This window comes from Kitasatospora sp. NPDC057518 (assembly GCF_042802075.1).
GTDB lineage: Bacteria > Actinomycetota > Actinomycetes > Streptomycetales > Streptomycetaceae > Kitasatospora.
Genome location: NZ_JBHVEU010000052.1, coordinates 1 through 18,901, shown reverse-complemented (window position 1 = coordinate 18,901; position 18,901 = coordinate 1). Strand labels below are relative to the sequence as shown.

Sequence of the window (18,901 nt, the reverse complement as noted above, 5' to 3'; positions counted from 1 at the left end):
CGCGCCTTCTCCGGCCGCCGCCGCATCGCCACCCCCGCCGCCCCCGTCGTCCTCGCCGGCGGCGTCCAGCTCCTCACCACCGACACCGCCTGGGCCGCCGGGAACGGCGGCACCGCCGCCGCCGGCGCGCCCACCGCGACCGCTCGGCAGGCCACCGCGGACCACCACGGGTCGTACAAGGCCGGGTTCCACATGACCCCGGACGGCCAGACCATCATCGCGGGCGGCCCCAAGGTCGAGATCGGCGTCGCCGTCACCAACTTCACCGGCGCTCCCTACCAGAACGTCTCCGCGATGCTCGCGCTGTTCAACCCGAACTCCGGCACCGGCCTGCGGATCGAGGACCTGACGGTCGAGGTCGCCTCCGCAGGAGGCTGGAAGCCGGTCAAGCTGCGGCACTACGGCGACTCGACGCTGTTCACCGTCGAGTCCCCGGCGACGACCACCCCGCGCCTGGAGGACGGCCGGGCCGCGAACTTCATGTTCCGGGTGGGGCTCTCCGCGAAGGCGCCCAAGGACCTGACCGAGCTCGGGGTCGGCACCATCGCCAAGGCCCCCGGGTTCCCGGCCGACGGCACCGGCGACGCCAACCACACCTTCCAGGTAGCACGGTCCACCGCCCCCGGCACCAAGCCGACCACCCCGGCCAAGCCCAAGCCCACCCCCACCAAGGACGCCAAGCCGGCCCCGGCCAAGCCCGCCGCCGAGCAGACCAAGGACACCACCCCCGCCGCCCCGGCCCCGAAGCCGACCACCCCCACCACCGCCCCGGCCACCACCGCCCCCGCCGGCACCCCCGAACTCGCCCAGACCGGCTCCTCCTCCACCAACACCTTCCTCGCCGCCTCCTCCGCCCTGCTCCTCGCCCTCGGAGCGGGCGTCCTGATCGCCGTCCGTCGACTCCGTCCCCAGCGCTAGTCGAACGGGCGGTCACACCGAAGGGGCCCTCCTCCGCACGGCGGTGCGGAGGAGGGCCCCTTCTTCGGTGCTACCGGGCCGTCAGCCCCAGGTGATCAGGCGCTTCGGGCGCTCCAGCAGCGCGGCCACGTCGGCCAGCACCTTGGAGCCCAGCTCCCCGTCCACCAGGCGGTGGTCGAAGGAGAGCGCGAGCGTGGTCACCTGACGCGGGACCACCTTGCCCTTGTGCACCCACGGCAGTTCCCGGACCGCGCCGAAGGCCAGGATGGCGGCCTCGCCCGGGTTGAGGATCGGGGTGCCGGTGTCGACGCCGAAGACGCCGACGTTGGTGATGGTGATCGTCCCGCCCTGCATGTCGGCCGGCGAGGTCTTGCCCTGACGGGCGGTCTCGACCAGCTCGCCGAGCGACGTGGCCAGCCCCGAGAGGGTCCTGGAGCCGGCGTCCTTGATGTTCGGGACGATCAGGCCGCGCGGGGTGGCCGCGGCGATGCCGAGGTTCACCTGGCCCTTGAGGACGATCTCCTGGGCCGCCTCGTCCCACTGGGCGTTGATCCCGGGGTGCCGCTTGATCGCGGTGAGCAGCGCCTTGGCGACGATCAGCAGCGGGCTGACCCGGACGTCCCGGCCCAGCTCGCCGCTCTCCTTGAGCCGGCGGACGAACTTCATCGTGCGGGTCACGTCGACCTGCACGAACTCGGTGACGTGCGGGGCGGTGAAGGCCGAGGCCACCATCGCCTGCGCGGTCGCCTTGCGGACGCCCTTGATCGGCACCCGGACGTCGCCCGCGCCGGACACCGGCGCCTGCGGCGCGGCCGGCTCGGCCACGGCGGTCTCGGTCACCGGCGCCACCGGGGCCGCCGGAGCGGCCTGGGCGGCGGCGTGGGCGTGCACGTCCTCGCGGGTGATCACGCCGTCCCGGCCGGTCGGGGTGACCGCGCGCAGGTCGACGCCGAGGTCCTTGGCCAGCTTGCGCACCGGCGGCTTGGCCAACGGCCGCTCCCCGGACGGTACTTCGGCGACCGGGGCCGGGGCCGCGGGCGCCGGTGCGGCGACCGGGGCCGGGGCGGCGACCGGAGCCGGCCTGGTCGCGGCGACCTTGGTGGTGGTCGTCCGCCGGGCCCGGCGCTGGCTGCCGCCGGTGCGCGGGCCGTACCCGACCAGCACCTCGCGCCGCTCGGGCTCGGGCTCCTCTGCGGGAGCCGGAACCGGCGCCTGGGCCGGCGCCGCGGCGGGGGCGGCCGGAGCCGCGACACCCGCCTCCCCGGCGACCGCGATCGAGATGATCACGGTGCCGACGTCGACCGTCGCGCCCTCGGGGAAGTGCAGCGTCTCGACCACCCCGTTGAACGGGATGGGCAGCTCCACGGCCGCCTTGGCGGTCTCCACCTCGCAGACGACCTGCCCGTCGGTGACGGTGTCACCGGGCTTGACGTACCAGCTGAGGATCTCGGCCTCGGTGAGGCCCTCGCCCACATCGGGCATCTTGAACTCGCGGAGCGAGCGAACTTCGGTGGTCATCTTCGCTCCCCGGAGTCAGTACGCGAGCGCGCGGTCGACGGCGTCGAGCACGCGGTCCAGGTCGGGGAGGAAGGCCTCCTCGACCCGGGACGGCGGGTACGGCGCGTGGTAGCCGCCGACCCGCAGCACGGGTGCCTCCAGGTGGTAGAAGCACTTCTCGGTGAGCCGGGCGGCCAGTTCGGCGCCCATGCCCAGGAAGACCGGTGCCTCGTGCACCACGACGGCCCGACCGGTGCGCTTGACCGACGCCTCCAGGGCGGCGAAGTCCACCGGGGAGAGCGAGCGCAGGTCGACGACCTCCAGCCGGCGGCCGTCCTCCTCGGCGGCCGCGGCGGCCTCCAGGCAGACCTTGACCATCGGCCCGTACGCGATCAGCGTCAGGTCGGTGCCGGGCCGGACGACCCGGGCCTCGTGCAGGCCCAGGTCGGCGGCGTCGCCGACCTCGCCCTTGTCCCAGTAGCGGCGCTTGGGCTCCAGGAAGACGACCGGGTCGTCGGACTCGATCGACTGCCGCAGCATCCAGTGCGCGTCGTGCGCGCTGGACGGGGTGACCACGCGCAGACCGGCGGTGTGCGCGAAGTACGCCTCGTGCGACTCGCTGTGGTGCTCGACCGCGCCGATGCCGCCCGCGTAGGGGATGCGGATGGTGACCGGCATCTTGACGTGCCCGAGCGCGCGGGCGTGCATCTTCGCCAGCTGGGAGACGATCTGGTCGAACGCCGGGTAGACGAAGCCGTCGAACTGGATCTCCACCACCGGGCGGTAGCCGCGCAGCGCCAGGCCGATCGCGGTGCCGACGATGCCGGACTCGGCCAGCGGGGAGTCGATCACCCGGTCCTCGCCGAAGTCCTTCTGCAGGCCGTCGGTGATCCGGAAGACGCCGCCGAGCTTGCCGATGTCCTCGCCCATGAGGAGGGTCTTCGGGTCGTTCTCCAGCGACTTGCGCAGCGCTCCGTTCAGCGCCTTGGCGATGCTCAGCTGACCGGCCATCAGTGGGTCTCCCCCGCCTCGAAGGAGGCCGCGTACTCGACGTACTCGGCCCGTTCCTCATCGACCAGCGTGTGCGGCTCGCTGTACACGTGGTCGAAGATCAGGGTCGGGTCCGGGTCCGGCATGCCGCGCACGCCCTCGCGCACCCGCAGCCCCAGCTGCTCGCTCTCGGCGTCGACGGCGGCGAAGAACTCCTCGTCGGCCAGGCCCTCCTTCTCCAGGTGGGCGCGGAGCCGGGAGATCGGGTCCTTGGCCTTCCAGGCCTCGGTCTCCTCGGTGTGCCGGTAGCGGGTGGGGTCGTCGGAGGTGGTGTGGGCGCCCATCCGGTAGGTGAACGCCTCGATCAGCACCGGGCCGTTGCCGTTGCGGGCGTGGTCGAGCGCCCAGCGGGTGACCGCGAGGCAGGCCAGCACGTCGTTGCCGTCGACCCGCACGCCGGGGAAGCCGAAGCCGGAGGCGCGGCGGTACAGCGGGATCTTGGTCTGGGTGGTGGTGGGCTCGGAGATCGCCCACTGGTTGTTCTGGCAGAAGAAGACCACCGGCGCGTTGTAGACCGAGGCGAAGGTGAAGGCCTCGTTGACGTCGCCCTGGCTGGAGGCGCCGTCGCCGAAGTACGCGATGACCGCGTCGTCGGCGCCGTCCTTGGTGATGCCCATCGCGTACCCGGTGGCGTGCAGGGTCTGCGCGCCGATCACGATGGTGTACAGGTGGAAGTTCTTCTCGTTCGGGTCCCAGCCGCCGTGGTTCACGCCGCGGAACATGCCGAGCAGGTTCAGCGGGTCGACGTCGCGGCACCAGGCCACGCCGTGCTCGCGGTAGGTGGGGAAGGCGTAGTCGCCGGGGCGCATGGCGCGGCCGGAGCCGACCTGGGCGGCCTCCTGGCCGAGCAGCGAGGCCCACAGGCCCAGCTCGCCCTGGCGCTGGAGCGCGGTGGCCTCGCCGTCGAACCGGCGCACCAGCACCAGGTCGCGGTAGAGGGCGCGCAGCTCCTCGGGAGTGGTGGTGAGGGGGTAGTCCGGGTGCTCGACCCGCTCGCCTTCCGGCGTGAGCAGCTGGACGAGCTCCGGCTGGGCGTCCTTGCCCGTGGCGCGGAGGGTGTCAGGGACGCCGGGGGCCGCCTTCTTGCGGGCCCTCGCCGTGCTTTTGACGGTCACGTTCACTCCTCGGTCTGTCCGGCCGCCCGGGGTCGCCGGTGACCGGTCCGGTCACCGCCTCGCGGGGCGCGCGTGGGTGTGCGCTCCCACTGCGGGGCAGGTGGTGATCCTGTTCCGACGGCGTCCCTCACGAGAACGTTACCCAGCGTCCGCCCTCGACGCGCTTGCGCTAGGACGTCCTACTTGTTCAGGGCCTACAACCCCGAGGGTGCCGCGTTCGGCTCGCCGTCGGAAGGGTGGGGGTGACGGTCGGCGTGACGCAGCTCTCAATTCGAGCGCCTTCAGGACACCAGCGCACGTTATCCGGGCAGACGCCCGTACGTAAGGGGGTTCTCGGTATCGGTTTCGGACGGCTGTGGCCGGATCGCGTTGGTATGGAGGTCCGGGCGATAGGTCTTTCGTACGGTGTTATGGGAGGCTTTGGACGTGACTGATAACGGACAAATCAGGGTATTCCTGCTCGACGATCACGAGGTCGTCCGGCGGGGCGTGCACGATCTGCTCTCGGTCGAGGACGACATCGAGGTCGTCGGCGAGGCCGGCACGGCCGCCGAGGCGCTCACCCGGATCCCCGCGGTCCACCCGGACGTGGCGGTGCTCGATGTCCGGCTGCCGGACGGCAACGGGGTCGAGGTCTGCCGCGAGATCCGGTCCAAGCTGCCGGAGATCAAGTGCCTGATGCTCACCTCATTCTCGGACGACGAGGCGCTGTTCGACTCGATCATGGCCGGCGCCTCCGGCTACGTGCTGAAGGCGATCCGCGGCACCGACCTGATCACCGCCGTCCGGGACGTCGCGGCCGGCCGCTCGCTGCTCGACCCGGTCGCCACCAGCAGGGTGCTCGCCCGGCTGCGCGACGGCGGGGAGAAGGAGGACGAACGGCTCGCCCAACTCACCAAGCAGGAACGGCGGATCCTCGATCTGATCGGCGAAGGTATGACAAATCGTCAGATCGGCAACGAGTTGCACCTGGCGGAGAAGACGGTGAAGAACTACGTCTCCAGTCTGCTCGCCAAGATGGGCATGGAGCGGCGCACCCAGGCGGCCGCCTTCGTGGCGCGGCACCAGGCCGACCACCAGTACTGATCCGGCCCTTCACAGAACTGACGGTTTGTCAAGGGCCCCCACAAGGGGGCCATAACCTCTGCACGTGACTTTCAGCCAGACCCTTGCCTGCGCACCGGCCCGCCCCGATCTCTCCGCACCACCGATGGGGACCCTCAGTCCCCCCGTCCCGGGGGGTGCGCTCGCCGAGGTCCTGGCCCGCTACCGGGTCGGACGGCCGCTGACCACCGAACCCGTCGCCGAGGGCCTGTTGAACCGGGGGTACCTGGTCACCACCGAGGCCGGTCCGTACTTCCTGAAGTGCTACGTCGACTCCGCCACCGCCAGCCGTCCGAAGATCCTCGCCCACCACCGCGCGATGGCCGCGCTGAACACCCTCGGCCTGCCCGTCGCACCCCCGCTGGCCTGCGCCGAACGGTCCGGCACGGTGGCCGCCTGGGGCGGCCGGCTGTTCGCCCTGTTCCCCTGGGTCGAGGGGCGGCACCGGCACGGCGACGAGCTCGACCCGTCGCAGTGCGACGCGCTCGGCACGCTGCTCGGCCGGCTGCACGGCGCGCTCGACGACGTCTGCGCCCCCCTCGAACAACCCGCCGGGTACCGGAGCGCCGACCCCGTCGACAGCGCCGCACTCGCCCGCGACCTGCGGCGCCGCGCCCGGGAGCACCAGCCGGCCGGGGAGTTGGACGCCCTCGTGGTGGAACGGCTCACGGAACGGCTGGAACTGCTCGCCGAGCACGCCCACCGCCGCCCCGCCCCGGAGGCCGCGCCGCCCACCGGCTGGACCCACGGCGACTTCCACGGCCTCAACCTGCTGTACGAGGACGACCCGCGGGGCGGCCGGGTGGCGGCCGTCCTGGACTGGGACAAGCTCGGCCCGCAGCCACGCGCCGAGGAGGCGGTCCGGGCCGCCACGCTGCTCTTCAACGACCGCTCGTCCGGCGCCCTCGACCTGGTCCGGGTCCGCCGCTACTCCCAGGCCTACCGGGCCTCCGGGGCGGCCACCGCCGAGCACCTGGCCGCCGCCGTCCACCGGGTCTGGTGGGAGCGGCTGAACGACTTCTGGATGCTGCAGTGGCGCTACCAGCGGGCCGACCACCGGGCCGACCCGCTCTACCCCGCCTCCGCGGGCCAGCTGGCGTGGTGGTGCCAGGAGTACGAGCAGGTCCTGGACGCCTTCGCCAACTGACCCGACGCCGCCGACCGGGTCAGGGGGTCGGCGGCACGACCGGGATGGACGGCTTCGGGTCCGTCGGCGGCTTCGGCGACCCGGTGCCGGGGCCCGCGGTCTGCGGCGGCGCCGTCGTGGCCGGCGCCGTCGTCGCGGGCGCCGTCCCGGTCGGCGTGTGGCTGGCCGTCCCGGTCGGCGTCGGGGTCGGGGTGTGCTTGCCCGTGTTCGGCGACGGCGACATGTTGTTGCCGCTGTTCCCGTTGTTGTTCCCGTTGTTGTTGCCGGGGTCGGTCGGCTGCTGCGGCTTCTTGCTGCCGGAGGCCGAGGCCGGCGGGGTCGCCAGGCCGCTCTGGGACGGGGGCGCGGTCGTCTCGGTGCTGGTGGCCGCCGGGGGCTGCGGCGAGATGTCCGTGTGGCCGGCGGGCTCGCTGCCGCTGAGCGCGAACGCGATGCCCGCACCGGCCGCGACCAGCACGGCGATCGCGCCGGCCACCCAGGCCCAGGGCCCGCGCCGCCGGCCGGGGCCCTCGTCGTCCCCGCCCGCGCCGGGGCCGCCGCCGTACGGGCCGCCGGCCGCCGGGTAGGGCGAGGAGGGGGTGTGCGGGCCGCCCGTCGAGTACGGCAGCACGGAGGTCTGGTCGGCCGGGCCCACCGCGCCGAAGGCCGCGGTGGCCGCGGCCTGGTCCGGCCGGAGCACCTGGGTCGCGCCGGTGTCGACCGCGGCCCCGCCGGCCCAGGCGGCCCCGCCCGCGCCGTGCATCTCGCGCAGCGCGTGCTGGACGTGGGCGCGGAACTCGTCGGCGTCCTGGAAGCGGTCGTCCGGGTTCTTGGCGAGCGAGCGCAGCACCAGCGCGTCGAGGCCGGCCGGCACCCGGCCGTTGGCCTGCGAGGGCGGCACCGGCGGGTCCTGGACGTGCTGGTAGACCACCGACAGCGGGGTGTCGCCGGTGAACGGCGGTCGCACCGTGAGCAGTTCGTAGAGCATGCAGCCGGCCGCGTACAGGTCCGAGCGGTGGTCGACCGGCTTGCCGAGCGCCTGCTCGGGCGAGAGGTACTGCGGGGTGCCCATGACCATGCCGGTCTGGGTCATCGTGGTGGCCCCGCCGGTCAGCGCCCGGGCGATGCCGAAGTCCATCACCTTGACCGCGCCGGCGTTGGTGATGCTCACGTTGGCGGGCTTGATGTCGCGGTGGACGATGCCGCTGCGGTGGCTGTAGGCGAGCGCCTCCAGCACCCCGGCGATGATGATCAGCGCCTGGTCGACCGGCGGCGCCTCCTCGTCCGCCAGCAGCTCGCGGACGGTGCGGCCCTCGACCAGCTCCATCACGATGTACGGCGTGGACTCGTCCCCGTCGTACTCCTCGCCGGTGTCGTAGACCGCGACGATCGAGTGGTGGTTGAGCGCCGCGACGGCGTGTGCCTCGCGGGTGAAGCGCAGCCGGGCGACGTCGTCCTGGGCCAGCTCGCCACGCAGCAGCTTGACCGCGACGGTGCGGCCGAGCCGCACGTCCTCGGCGGCGAACACCTCGGCCATGCCGCCGCGCCCGAGCCGGTAGGTCAGCCGGTAACGGCCGTCCCCGACGGTGCTCAGCGGCACGGCGGTGCCACGGCCCGGGGTGTGCGGGCCGCCCGTGGCGACCGGCGGCAGCGCCGAGGTCGGGGCCTCGCCGCCGGGCTCGGGAATCCTCGGGGTTCCGCCGGTCCGGCCGACCGCCCGGACACCCGCGTCGTCGTCCGGCTGCTGCGTCTGTGCCATCGCTCCTCGCCCCGGGCGTTCGCTCGGATCGCGGTGCCCTGTCGCTTACGTATCCCCGAACGCTACCGCCTCCGGCGGACGACCGTGGTACCCCCGAACCTGCCGGAAACCGTCAGAGCAGGCCATTCCGGTCGGCCGGGAGGTCGAGGACCAGCACGTCGGCGGGACGGTCCGCGTGGCTGAACTTGCCGCCCGTCTTCTCGTCCGCCTTGTTGACCACGATCGCGATGATGATGCCCGCGAGCACCAGCACGCCGACGATGATCCCGATCACGACCACGGCCGTCGAGCAGCCGCCGCCGCTGGTGGGCGCCTTCGGCTGCTGGTACGGCGGCATCGGCTGCGGCATCGGCTGCGGCGGCGGGGTGTGCGCCCCCTGCTGGAGGTACTGCGGGTGCGGCGTGTGCGGGGCCTGCGGCCGCGGGGTCTGGTAGGCGGGCGGCGGGGTCTGGTACTGCTGCCCGCCCTGCTGGAGGTACTGCGGGTGCGGGGTGTGCGGGGCCTGCGGCTGCGGCGTCTGGTAGGCGGGCGGCGGCGTCCGGTACTGCTGGGCCCCCTGCTGGAGGTACTGCGGCTGGGGCGTCTGCGGGGCCTGCGGAGCGGCGTGCACCGAGCGCGGGCCCTCGTTGATCACCAGCGGGGTGCTGGCCTGCAGCCGGTGCCCGTTGTCGCCGCCCTTGGCGGCCGCGATCAGCCGCTCCGCCTCGTCCCGCATCGCCGCCGCGCTCTGGAACCGGTGCGCCGGGTCCTTGCGCAGCGCCTGGGCGACGAAGGCGTCCACCTCGGGCGTGATCGAGCGGTTGAGGGTGGAGGGGGCCGGCGGCTCCTCCTGGACGTGCTTGTAGGCGATCGAGAACGCCGAGTCCCCGTCGAAGACCAGCTGCCCGGTGATCATCTCGAAGAGCATCACGCCGACCGAGTAGAGGTCGGAGCGGGCGTCGACCGGCTTACCGAGCGCCTGCTCGGGCGAGAGGTACTGCGGGGTGCCGACCACCATGCCGGTCTGCGTCATCGACGTGACGCCGGATTCCAGCGCACGGGCGATGCCGAAGTCCATGACCTTGACGTTGCCCTTGCGGTCGAACATGACGTTGCCGGGCTTGATGTCGCGGTGCACCAGGCCCATGTCGTGCGAGGCCTCCAGCGCGTTCAGCACGCCGACGGTGACCTTCAGGGCCTCCTCGGCCGGCATCGCGCCGTACTGGCCGACCGCCTCGTTGATGGCCTCGCGCAGGCCGTTGCCGTCGATCAGCTGCATCACGATGTACGGCGTGCTGGAGCCGTCCGGGGCGATGTCCTCGCCGCTGTCGTACACGGTGACGATGTTCGGGTGCTCCAGCCGGGCCACCGCCTGGGCCTCGCGGCGGAACCGCTCCTTGAACGAGTCGTCCCGGCCCAGCTCGCTGTGCATGCTCTTCAGCGCGACCTGCCGGTCCAGCACGCGGTCGTGGGCGAGGTGCACGGAGGCCATGCCGCCCTCGCCCAGCAGCCGCTGCAGCACATAGCGGCCGTTGCCCAGGGAGAAGCCCTCGACCGCCGCGTTGCCGTGCTCGCTCATGGTCCTCTGCTCCCCCTCGGCGCGGCCGTGCTCGCCGCAACCTGACGTTCGGTCTCGTCCGTGCGTGGTGGGCCCGGCCCGCTGGCCTGGCGGGCCCCTGCCGCGGCGGTTCCACCGGCCGGCGACAGGGGCCAGGGTATCGGCTCGCGCCGACGGTGATCGGTCCAGGGCCGGGGCCGGTCCCGGCCGGGCGGCCGCCCGGCCCGGCGGCCCGGGCCGGGGAGGATCGTCGTGGTACGTCCGGTCCAACGGCGGTCCGGGCGGCTCGGACGCGCCTACCGGCGGGTACCGCCGGGTGCGGCTACAGGTAGGGGCCGGAGCGGATGCCGCGGCCCTGGCCCGGCTCGTCCTCGTCCGGCTCGCCGCTGTGCAGCCCGGGCGGCAGCGCCCGCCGCATCTGCTCCAGCTGCGCCCGCGCCGCCATCTGCTGCGCGAACAGGGCGGTCTGGATGCCGTGGAACAGGCCCTCCAGCCAGCCGACCAGCTGGGCCTGGGCGATCCGCAGCTCGGCCTCGGTCGGGATGGTGTCGTCGGTGAACGGCAGCGACAGCCGCTCCAGCTCGGCGACCAGCTCCGGGGCCAGCCCCAGTTCGAGCTCCTTGATCGAGCTCGCGTGGATGTCCTTCAGCCGGACCCGGCTCGCCTCGTCGAGAGGCGCCGCCCGGACCTCCTCCAACAGCTGCTTGATCATGCTGCCGATGCGCATGACCTTGGCGGGCTGCTCGACCATCTCGGTCACCGGGAGCTCGCGCGGCACGTCGCCCTCGTCGTCCCCGTCCCCAGCCGCACCGGCGAACCCCTGGCCCACGGGCAGCCCGTCCGGTCCGACGATCAGCACCTTCTGGCCGTCCTGCGACTGCCCGCCGCCGGCCCGGAAGGGCTCCTGCGACGGGCGCTCGTTCATCGGATTCGTCATGAACAACATTCTCTCTCACTGGGGTTGGTCGGGCGGAAGCCCCCGGTCGTCCCGCCGTCCTGCGCCACCCGTGACGACGCTACGCCTCCGGACGCCCTGCGGGAATCCGTACGGATACTCAGTTCCCGCACCCGGTCCGCCGACCGGCCACCGGCGGCCCGGCGACGGCACCCCGGCCCCGCGCACGGCGGTCCGCCGCTCCGTGGCCGCCGAAACCCCGGGCCCGCTCCGGGCGCGCCGCGCCCCGCCGGGCCCCAGCCCTTGCGCTACCGCAGCCCCGGCCCTGGGGGGCTCAGTCCTTGCGCAGCCGCAGGCCGACCAGTCCCAGGCCGCAGCCGATCAGGCCCAGGCCGACGCCCAGCGGGAGCTGGGTGGTGGAGGCGTCCTGCCAGCGGGCGGGGAAGAGCGCGGGCACCCCGGCCACGGCCGCTACCGGCTGTCCGGCGACCGCCTCGGCCGTGTTCGCCGCGGCCGGGTCCGGGACGGCGGCCGCGCCGGGGGCCTCGGCCTCCGCGGCGTCCCCGTCGGCCTCCGGCGGCTCGGCCCCGACGGCCTGGTCCGGGGCCTCTTCCGGGGTCTGCTCGGCAGCCTGGTCGGGAGCCTGCTCCGGGGCCTGCTCGACGGCCTGGTCCGGCAGCTGCTCGGGAGCCTGGTCGGGGGCCTGCTCCACGGCGGCGTCGGAGCGCTCGGGCAGTGAGGCCAGGTGGTGCCGGTGGGCCTGCGGGGCGCTGCCGGCCGGGTGCGGACGCGGCAGCGGTCGCCGCGGCGGCGCGGCCACCGGCCCGGGGACGCCCGGTTCGTCGTCGGCTTCGTCGTCCTGCTCGGCGGCCGGCCCACCGCCCGGCTCGGCACGCGTCCCCGCGTCCGGCGAGGGATACGCCGCCGGCAGGGGGAGCGCCCCCGGCGAGGGCAGCGCCACCGCCGCCGAGGCGGCGGCCAGCGGGAGCGTGAGCCCCAGCACGGCCGCCGCGAACAGCCGCTGGGCACGGCCCGGAGAACGGCGGGACGGACGACGGTGGTGCGGCGCGACGGGCAGCGGCCCGAGGGATGCGTGCGGAGATGCGGCCACGGTCGGAGTCCTTCCGACGGCCGACGGCGCCCGGGGGCGGGATCGGCGGCGGGACTGCTCCGGACCAGATTCGCACGCGCCCGCCGTTACGGCATTTCGGGCAATTCACACCCGTCCGGCCGCCGCCCCGCCACCGGGGTCCCCCGTGCTCAGGCCCGCAGCACGACCTTCCCGACCTGCTCCCCGCGCTCCAGCACCCGGTGCGCCTCGGCCACCTCGGCCAGCGGCAGCACCCGGTCCACCACCGGCTTCACCACCCCGGACTCGACCAGCGGCCACACGTGCTCCCGCACCGCCGCCACGATCGCCGCCTTCTCCGCCAGCGGCCGCCCGCGCAGGTTGGTGGCGATCACCGCCCCGCGCTTGCGCAGCAGCGTGTTGAGGTCGAGCTCGCCCTTCACCCCGCCCTGGAGTCCGATGATCACCAGCCGCCCGTTGACCGCCAGCGCGTCCACGTTCCGCTGGAGGTACTTGGCGCCCATGATGTCCAGGATCACGTCCGCCCCGGCCCCGTCGGTGGCCTCCCGGAGCACCTCGACGAAGTCCTGCTCGCGGTAGTCGATCAGGATGTCCGCGCCCAGCTCGGCGCAGCGCGCCAGCTTCTCCGGGCCGCCCGCGGTGACCGCGACCCGGGCACCGACCGCCTTGGCCAGCTGGATCGCCATCGTCCCGATCCCGCTCGCGCCGCCGTGCAGCAGCACCGTCTCGCCGGGCCGCAGGTGCGCGGTGAGGAAGACGTTGGACCACACCGTGCAGGCGACCTCGGGCAGTGCCGCGGCCTGCTCGGCGGACATCCCCGCGGGCAGCGGCAGCAGCTGCCCGGTCGGCACCGCGACCCGCTGCGCGTAGCCGCCGCCGGCCAGCAGCGCGCACACCTCGTCGCCGACCGCCCAGCCGGCCACCCCGGGCCCGAGCGCGACGATCCGCCCGGCGCACTCCAGCCCCGGGTAGGGCGGGGCGCCGGGCGGCGGGTTGTAGAAGCCCTGCCGCTGGAGCAGGTCGGCGCGGTTGACGGCGGTGGCCGCCACCTCGACCAGGACCTCGCCCTCGGCGGGGACCGGGTCGGGCACCTCGGCCCAGACCAGTGCCTCGGGACCGCCGGGTACGGGAATCGTCATCGCATGCATGCCCCGAACCTACTGCGGGCGGGGGCGGTTCCACGGCGCGGCTCAACCGGTCGGCGCGGCTCGACCCGTGGGCGACGATCGCCCCGCCCGTGGGCGCGGCTCAGCCCGTCGGCGCGGCCGCGCTGGACTTGATGACGATCACCCGGTCGGTGAGCTGGAGCACGGCGGCCTCCGGCTCGGTGTAGTTGAGCACCCGTCGGCCCCGGACCACCGCGACCACCAGGTCCGCGCACTCGCGCGGGCTGTGCCCGGCCTCGGCCCGGGTGACCGGGCGCTCCACCACGTCCAGCCCGTTGCCGTACGTCAGCAGGTCCTCCATCACCGCCCCGGCGTGCGGGCTGAGCATCGACAGCCCGAGCAGCCGCCCGGCCGAACTGGAGCTGGTCACCACGACGTCGGCGCCGCTCTGCCGCAGCAGCGGCGCGTTCTCGTCCTCCCGTACGGCGGCGACCACGGTGGCGGCCTTGTTCAACTGGCGGGCCGTCAGCGTGATCAGCACGGCGGTGTCGTCCCGCTCCGGCGCGACCACCACCCGCGCGGCGGTGGGCAGCCCGGCGCGCACCAGGGTGTCGGTGCGGGTGGCGTCGCCGACCACCCCGACCAGGCCGTGCTGGGCGGCGGCGTCGACCACCTTGCGCTGCGGGTCGACGACGACGATCTCCTCCTTCTTCACCCCCTGCCCGATCAGGGTGTCGACGGCGCTGCGGCCCTTCGTCCCGTAGCCGATGACGACGGTGTGCTCGCGCACGGTGGACCTCCAGCGGTTCAACCGCCATTGCAGGCGGGTCCGTTCGGTGAGCACCTCCAGGGTGGTGCCGACCAGGATGATCAGGAACACCACGCGCAGCGGGGTGATCACGAAGATGTTGGTGAGCCGGGCGCCGTCGCTGAACGGGGTGATGTCGCCGTACCCGGTGGTGGAGAGCGTCACGGTGGCGTAGTACGCCGCGTCCAGGAAGCTCAGCCCGCCGCCGGCGTTGTCGTTGTAGCCGTCCCGGTCGAGGTAGACGATGAACGTGGTGGCGACCAGGACGGCGAGCGCCAGCAGCAGCCGGGAGCCGACCTGCCGCACGGCGGGCTCGGCCCGTCGGGCGGGCAGCACGATCCCGGCGTCCGCCCACGGCTCGGTGCCGGGCGCGAGGTTGCGTCGGATCCGGCTCATGCGCCCACCCCGGCGGCCCCCGCGCCGGACGCGCGGCTCTTGACGGTTCCCTCGTTCACGGCACCTCCAGCAGTTCGACCGTCTCCCCCGCCGCCGCCCCGCCGGGCGGCACCACGGCGAGCGCCTCGGCCCGGGCCAGCCCGCGCAGCATCGCCGGGCCGTCGAAGGCCAGCGGCAGGACGCCCTCGGCGGTCCGCCGGACCGGCTGGAGCCGGGTGTCCGTCCGGTGCCCGGCCAGCGGGGCCGCGGCCGGGGCGAGGGCGGGCGGGCCGACGGTCCGTCCGCTGCGGGCGTGCAGCAGCGGCAGGACGAGGGTGACCATCCCGGCGACGGCGGCCAGCGGGTTGCCCGGCAGGCCCACCAGGTGGCGGCCACCGGGGAGTTCGGCCAGCAGCATGGGGTGCCCCGGCCGGACGGCGACGCCGTCCACCAGCAGTCGGGCGCCGGCCTCGGCGAGCGCCCGGTGCAGGAAGTCGACCGGTCCGGCGGCCGTTCCGCCGGTGGTGACCACCAGATCGGCGGTGGAGTGCCGCAGCGCGTCCCGGAGCAGCCCGAAGTCGTCCCGGACGTACCCGACCTCGGGCGTCCCGGCGCCGGCGGCCCGCAGCCAGGGCGGCAGCAGCGGCCCGAGCGCGTCCCGGACCAGGCCCGACCCGGGCACCCCGGAGGTGAGCAACTCGTCCCCCAGGACGAGCAGTCGGACCTCCGGACGGCGGCGGACCGGCAGCCGGTCGTGGCCGCAGGCGGCGGCCAGGCCGAGCACGGCCGGCCCGACCGGGGTGCCGGCCGGCAGCAACTCCTCGCCCAGGCGGCACTCCTGGCCGCGCGGGCGGATGTCCTGGCCGGTGGTCAGCGGCCGCGGGCCGCGGTCGTGCAGCAGCGCGGCGTCCGTCCACCCGTGCTCACGGCGCAGTACGGCGGTGGCGCCGGGCGGCAGTTGGGCGCCGGTGGCGATCTCCACGGCGGTGCCGTCGGCCAGCGGCGCCGGCTCGGCCCGTCCGGCCAGCACCCGGCCGGCGACCCGCCACGGGCCGGGACCGGCGACCGCCCAGCCGTCCATCGCGGAGGTGTCGAAGGCGGGCAGGTCGGTCAGCGCGCCGAGCGGCTCGGCGAGGGTGCGGCCGAGCGCCTCGGCCAGCGGGACGGGGACCCCGGGCAGCGGGCGCAGCCCGGCCCGGCGCGCGGTCTCCCGGGCGCCGGGCCAGCTCAGCACGCCGGGACCGGTGGACGGTGCGGCCACGGTCGGCTGTCCGACCGCGCTCACGACTCGCCCGGCCGGTCGGCGGGGCCCCAGCCCTCGGCGAGGGCCTCGGTCCGCCGGGCCGCCTCGGCGACGGCCTCCGCCCCGCCGCCCCGCTGGGCGGCCGCGTAGCCGATCAGGAAGGCGGTCAGCGGCGCGGCCGGCCGGGCCACCCCGTGCGCGACCACCCGGGCCGTGTCGAGCAGACCGTGGACGTCGACGTCCAGGTCGATGCCCAGGTCGGCCTTGACCTCGGCGATCCAGTCATCCAGCGTGCGCTCCATGCGCCCATGCTGCCTGATCGGTGGTTTCCCGAAGTGTTCGCCCCGTGTGCGGGGCGCGTCGTTTCGCTCACACGTCGGTGGCCGGGGCGGTGCGCCTCAGGTCCGGTCGCGCTCGCGGGCCTGCTCCAGGTCCTCCCAGGTGTCGCAGTCGTAGGCGACGTTGTCGGTGTCGGCCACCCGCAGCCGGGGCAGTCCGCCGACCAGGCGGCGCAGCGGCTGGTCGGCGGGATCGCCGAGGGCGGCCAGCGCGGCGCGCAGCGGGGCGGTGCGGTAGGCGGCGGCGAGCGGCTGGTCGCGGCCGCCCGCGTCGACCAGCACGGCGGCGTCCCCGTGCGCCCCGGCCCGGTCGAGGGCGGCGACCAGCCGGTCCACCGTCCGCCGGTCCAGGAAGGGCAGGTCGGCGGCGAGCAGCAGCACGGTGTCCGCGGTGACCAGGTCGAGCCCGGCCGCGACGGCGGCGACCGGCCCGCCGCCGGGCGGCCGCTCCCTGGTCCAGTGGACGCCGCCGCGCGCGGTCGGCCGGACCGGGCCGACCACGACGGTGGTGCGGGCGCCCGCGCAGGCGGCGAGCACCCGGTCGAGCAGGGTGGTCCCGCCGACCGTCAGCCCGGGCTTGTCGGCCCCGCCGAGGCGCCGGGCGGCCCCGCCCGCCGGGACGATCACGTCGTACGGCGTCATGCGGCCAGTATCCGCCCTACGCCTGCTCGGGCCCGTCGCCCTCCTCGGACTCCCGGTCCTCCTCGGGCTCCCCGGCCGCGCGGGCGGTGTTGGCCGCCGCGCCCAGCTGCAGGAAGGACGGCAGGGTCAGCTCCCCGTACCGCTCGTTCATCGCCGTGACCAGCGCCTCCGGGTCGTCCGGGTGCTCGGCCAGCAGCCGGTCGAAGTCCTGGAGGTACTCGCCGGTGAAGGCCAGCACCCGGGCGGCGTCGTCGCCCTGGTCCGGGGCCCGGTGGCCGGCGATCACCCGGTCCGCGCCGAGGTCGGCGATCCGGCCGAGGTTGTGCCCCCAGGTGGTGCGCTGGGCCGGGGTGGTGTCGGCGGTCCAGACGTGGGTGCCGTTGTGGACGAAGTCCCCGGCGATCACGGTGCGGATGCTCGGCACGTGGACGACCGTGGAGTCCCCGCAGTCGGCCTGGCCGAGCAGCAGCACGGGGATCACCTGGCGGTCCAGCATCAGCGGCTGCGGCAGCAGCGGGGCGGGGATCAGCGGGTGGTCCGGGATGTCGTCGCCGTACACCGGCTTCCACTGCGCGACCTTGGCGGCGACGGTGCGCCGGATGCCCTCGACCACGGCCGGGGCGGCCAGCAGCTGCGCGTCGGGGAAGAGCCGCAGCACCTCCTCGGCGCCGAAGTAGTGGTCCGGGTGCTGGTGGGTGACGACGACGGCGAGCAGGCGTCTGCCCTTGCCGGCGACCCACTCGGCCAGCTCGCGCCCGGCGCTGCGGGTCAGCTGGGCGTCCACCAGGATCGCGGTCCGCTCGCCGAGGATCAGTGTCGAGGTGGCGAAGAAGGCCGACTCGGGGCCGGTGAAGACGGCGACCTCCAGCGGCCGGGCCGGCTGCCCGGGCTCGGGCGGCACCGCGCCCGCGGCCGGCCGGGCCTGGGCACGCTCCGCGCCGGCGCTCTCCTCGGACGGGGACGTCGTCACGGGCTGCTCCCTCTGGTCGGCGGTCGGATTTCCTGCGCCCTACAGCATGGGAGCACCGACGGCCGATTGCGCGGAAGGCGCGCCCGGTGGGGCGCGCCTCCGGTGCACGTCACACCGCGGCTCGGGCGGCCGCTTCCTTGGCCCGGCGGGCGGCCTGCTCCAGGGCCTGGGCCTTGGACTCGACGGCCTTCGGGACGAAGTCGGCCATCGCCGGGACGGCGGCCGCCAGGGTGAACTCCGGGACGATGAAGTCGACCTCCAGCCCGAGCATGCCGGTCAGCACCTTCTCCAGGTAGGTGGTGACGAACTCGAACGGCTCGCGCGGGGCGCCGGGCGCGTACGAGCCGCCGCGGGAGGCGACCACGGTGACCGGGGTGCCCTTGGCGGAGGGCGTCTCGCCGGCGGTGCGGCCGACCAGGATCACGTGGTCCAGCCAGGTCTTGAGGGTCGACGGGATCGTGAAGTTGTACATCGGGCTGCCGATCAGCACGGCGTCGGCCTGCTCCAGCTCGGCCATCACCTGCTCGCGCAGCGCGAAGGCGGCGGCCTGCTCGGCGCTGTGGGCCTCGGCGGGGGCGAATCCGGCGCTGATGCCGTGCACGTCGAGGTGCGGGAGGGGGTCGGCGGCGAGGTCCCGGTAGATCACCGTGCCCTCGGGGTGCTCGGCCTGCCAGGCGGCGCGGAAGGCGGCGGTGACCTCGCGGGAGACGGAGCCGTCGGCGATCGCGGAGGAGTCGAGGTGCAGGAGCGTGGGCATGGCAGTGCCTCCAGATAATAAGTAGCTGCTGATTTCGCTGCGACTGCAATTACGGTAGCAGCTTACTTTTCTGCAGTCACTAGTAGGGGTTCGAGTAGGCTGGACCCATGGCCGAGCACGAGGCAGTGACCGACGGAGTCCCGATCGCCACCGACGCGTGCGGCGCCGAGGGCCCCGGCCCGTGCCGCAACGTCGACCTGGCCCTCACCCGGGTGTTCACCCTGCTCGGCAAGCGCTGGACCGGCATGCTGCTGGGCGTCCTCACCAACGGCGGCCCCGCGTACTTCTCCGAGCTGCGCCGCGCCGTCCCGGGCATCAGCGAGCGGATGCTCTCCGACCGGCTGACCGAGCTGGCCGAGGCCGGGCTGGTCGTCCGCGAGGTCGACGCCGGCCCGCCGCTGCGAGTCAGCTACCGGCTCACCGAGGCCGGCTTCGCGCTCAAGCCCGCGCTCACCGAACTGGCGGTCTGGGCCGACCGCTACCTGCCGGAGGGCGTGCTCAGGAGCGGCTGCTGAGCCCCCCGGGCGCCCGGCGCACCTCCCCCGGACATGCGGAAGGGCCCGTCCACCGG

Annotated in this window: 16 protein-coding genes and 1 pseudogene; 4 read left to right on the top strand and 13 right to left on the bottom strand. The window is 74.6% G+C overall.

Going from position 1 to position 18,901, the window contains the following annotated elements:
• A partial coding sequence (locus ACFU7Z_RS08225; RefSeq protein ID WP_380776982.1) for an LAETG motif-containing sortase-dependent surface protein occupies nucleotides 1–918 on the top strand: 918 nt, incomplete at its 5' end.
• Nucleotides 919–999: 81 nt separating this feature from the next.
• Here the strand turns inward: ACFU7Z_RS08225 and ACFU7Z_RS08220 are convergent.
• The 3 genes from ACFU7Z_RS08220 to pdhA are packed head-to-tail and all read right to left on the bottom strand — an operon-like array spanning nucleotide 1,000 to nucleotide 4,580.
• The gene (locus ACFU7Z_RS08220; RefSeq protein ID WP_380776981.1) at nucleotides 1,000–2,436 is read right to left on the bottom strand and encodes a dihydrolipoamide acetyltransferase family protein; all 1,437 of its coding nucleotides are present in this window, start codon (nucleotides 2,434–2,436) and stop codon (nucleotides 1,000–1,002) included.
• Nucleotides 2,437–2,451: 15 nt separating this feature from the next.
• Entirely contained in the window at nucleotides 2,452–3,426 is a 975-nt protein-coding gene (locus tag ACFU7Z_RS08215; protein WP_049658928.1) for an alpha-ketoacid dehydrogenase subunit beta, read from the bottom strand.
• Nucleotides 3,426–4,580, bottom strand: a complete 1,155-nt coding sequence (pdhA, locus tag ACFU7Z_RS08210; RefSeq protein WP_049658931.1) for a pyruvate dehydrogenase (acetyl-transferring) E1 component subunit alpha — start codon at nucleotides 4,578–4,580, stop codon at nucleotides 3,426–3,428. The genes ACFU7Z_RS08215 and pdhA overlap by 1 nt, the downstream gene beginning before the upstream one ends.
• 426 nt (nucleotides 4,581–5,006) lie before the next feature.
• On the opposite strand from pdhA, the gene ACFU7Z_RS08205 reads away from it, so the two are divergent.
• Nucleotides 5,007–5,666: a response regulator transcription factor gene (locus ACFU7Z_RS08205; protein ID WP_074001879.1), complete on the top strand. Its 660-nt coding sequence runs from the start codon at nucleotides 5,007–5,009 to the stop codon at nucleotides 5,664–5,666.
• Nucleotides 5,667–5,730: 64 nt separating this feature from the next.
• Entirely contained in the window at nucleotides 5,731–6,831 is a 1,101-nt protein-coding gene (locus ACFU7Z_RS08200) for a phosphotransferase (protein WP_234348650.1), read from the top strand.
• A gap of 19 nt (nucleotides 6,832–6,850) precedes the next feature.
• On the opposite strand, the gene ACFU7Z_RS08195 is transcribed toward ACFU7Z_RS08200, so the two are convergent.
• The 10 genes and pseudogenes from ACFU7Z_RS08195 to ACFU7Z_RS08150 all read right to left on the bottom strand — a co-directional run bounded on the left by ACFU7Z_RS08195 (nucleotide 6,851) and on the right by ACFU7Z_RS08150 (nucleotide 18,330).
• A complete protein-coding gene (locus ACFU7Z_RS08195; RefSeq protein ID WP_380776980.1) occupies nucleotides 6,851–8,569 on the bottom strand; it encodes a protein kinase in 1,719 nt (572 codons plus the stop codon).
• A gap of 112 nt (nucleotides 8,570–8,681) precedes the next feature.
• Nucleotides 8,682–10,127, bottom strand: coding sequence for a protein kinase (locus ACFU7Z_RS08190; protein ID WP_074001882.1), 1,446 nt, complete (start codon nucleotides 10,125–10,127; stop codon nucleotides 8,682–8,684).
• Between the two features lie 301 nt (nucleotides 10,128–10,428).
• Nucleotides 10,429–11,043 carry a bacterial proteasome activator family protein gene (locus ACFU7Z_RS08185; protein WP_198959330.1) on the bottom strand — a complete coding sequence of 205 codons (615 nt, stop codon included), beginning with the start codon at nucleotides 11,041–11,043 and terminating at the stop codon, nucleotides 10,429–10,431.
• A gap of 292 nt (nucleotides 11,044–11,335) precedes the next feature.
• On the bottom strand, nucleotides 11,336–12,112 hold the full coding sequence (locus ACFU7Z_RS08180) for a hypothetical protein (protein WP_380776979.1): 777 nt from the start codon (nucleotides 12,110–12,112) through the stop codon (nucleotides 11,336–11,338).
• A 149-nt stretch (nucleotides 12,113–12,261) separates the two neighbouring features.
• On the bottom strand, nucleotides 12,262–13,239 hold the full coding sequence (locus ACFU7Z_RS08175) for an NAD(P)H-quinone oxidoreductase (protein WP_380776978.1): 978 nt from the start codon (nucleotides 13,237–13,239) through the stop codon (nucleotides 12,262–12,264).
• 100 nt (nucleotides 13,240–13,339) lie between these two features.
• Complete coding sequence (locus ACFU7Z_RS08170) at nucleotides 13,340–14,401, bottom strand: TrkA family potassium uptake protein (RefSeq protein ID WP_117488713.1); 1,062 nt, start codon at nucleotides 14,399–14,401, stop codon at nucleotides 13,340–13,342.
• A gap of 55 nt (nucleotides 14,402–14,456) precedes the next feature.
• Nucleotides 14,457–15,641: a molybdopterin molybdotransferase MoeA gene (locus ACFU7Z_RS08165; protein WP_380776977.1), complete on the bottom strand. Its 1,185-nt coding sequence runs from the start codon at nucleotides 15,639–15,641 to the stop codon at nucleotides 14,457–14,459.
• Nucleotides 15,642–15,661: 20 nt separating this feature from the next.
• Nucleotides 15,662–16,603: pseudogene (locus ACFU7Z_RS08160) on the bottom strand (NTP transferase domain-containing protein).
• A 16-nt stretch (nucleotides 16,604–16,619) separates the two neighbouring features.
• Complete coding sequence (locus ACFU7Z_RS08155; RefSeq protein WP_380741879.1) at nucleotides 16,620–17,573, bottom strand: MBL fold metallo-hydrolase; 954 nt, start codon at nucleotides 17,571–17,573, stop codon at nucleotides 16,620–16,622.
• 109 nt (nucleotides 17,574–17,682) lie between these two features.
• The gene (locus ACFU7Z_RS08150) at nucleotides 17,683–18,330 is read right to left on the bottom strand and encodes an FMN-dependent NADH-azoreductase (RefSeq protein ID WP_049651105.1); all 648 of its coding nucleotides are present in this window, start codon (nucleotides 18,328–18,330) and stop codon (nucleotides 17,683–17,685) included.
• A gap of 107 nt (nucleotides 18,331–18,437) precedes the next feature.
• Between ACFU7Z_RS08150 and ACFU7Z_RS08145 the strand changes: the two genes are divergently transcribed.
• Nucleotides 18,438–18,845 (top strand): helix-turn-helix domain-containing protein, encoded by a 408-nt coding sequence (locus ACFU7Z_RS08145; RefSeq protein ID WP_117488718.1) that lies wholly within the window; start codon nucleotides 18,438–18,440, stop codon nucleotides 18,843–18,845.
• Nucleotides 18,846–18,901 lie beyond the last annotated feature (56 nt).

Coding starts and splice junctions, on each gene's coding strand:
- ACFU7Z_RS08215 (WP_049658928.1), bottom strand. CDS start 3,426: ATGGCCGGTCAGCTGAGCATCGCCAAGGCGCTGAACGGAGCGCTGCGC.
- ACFU7Z_RS08220 (WP_380776981.1), bottom strand. CDS start 2,436: ATGACCACCGAAGTTCGCTCGCTCCGCGAGTTCAAGATGCCCGATGTG.
- ACFU7Z_RS08170 (WP_117488713.1), bottom strand. CDS start 14,401: ATGAGCCGGATCCGACGCAACCTCGCGCCCGGCACCGAGCCGTGGGCG.
- ACFU7Z_RS08185 (WP_198959330.1), bottom strand. CDS start 11,043: ATGACGAATCCGATGAACGAGCGCCCGTCGCAGGAGCCCTTCCGGGCC.
- ACFU7Z_RS08150 (WP_049651105.1), bottom strand. CDS start 18,330: ATGCCCACGCTCCTGCACCTCGACTCCTCCGCGATCGCCGACGGCTCC.
- ACFU7Z_RS08195 (WP_380776980.1), bottom strand. CDS start 8,569: ATGGCACAGACGCAGCAGCCGGACGACGACGCGGGTGTCCGGGCGGTC.
- ACFU7Z_RS08145 (WP_117488718.1), top strand. CDS start 18,438: ATGGCCGAGCACGAGGCAGTGACCGACGGAGTCCCGATCGCCACCGAC.
- ACFU7Z_RS08190 (WP_074001882.1), bottom strand. CDS start 10,127: ATGAGCGAGCACGGCAACGCGGCGGTCGAGGGCTTCTCCCTGGGCAAC.
- ACFU7Z_RS08175 (WP_380776978.1), bottom strand. CDS start 13,239: ATGCATGCGATGACGATTCCCGTACCCGGCGGTCCCGAGGCACTGGTC.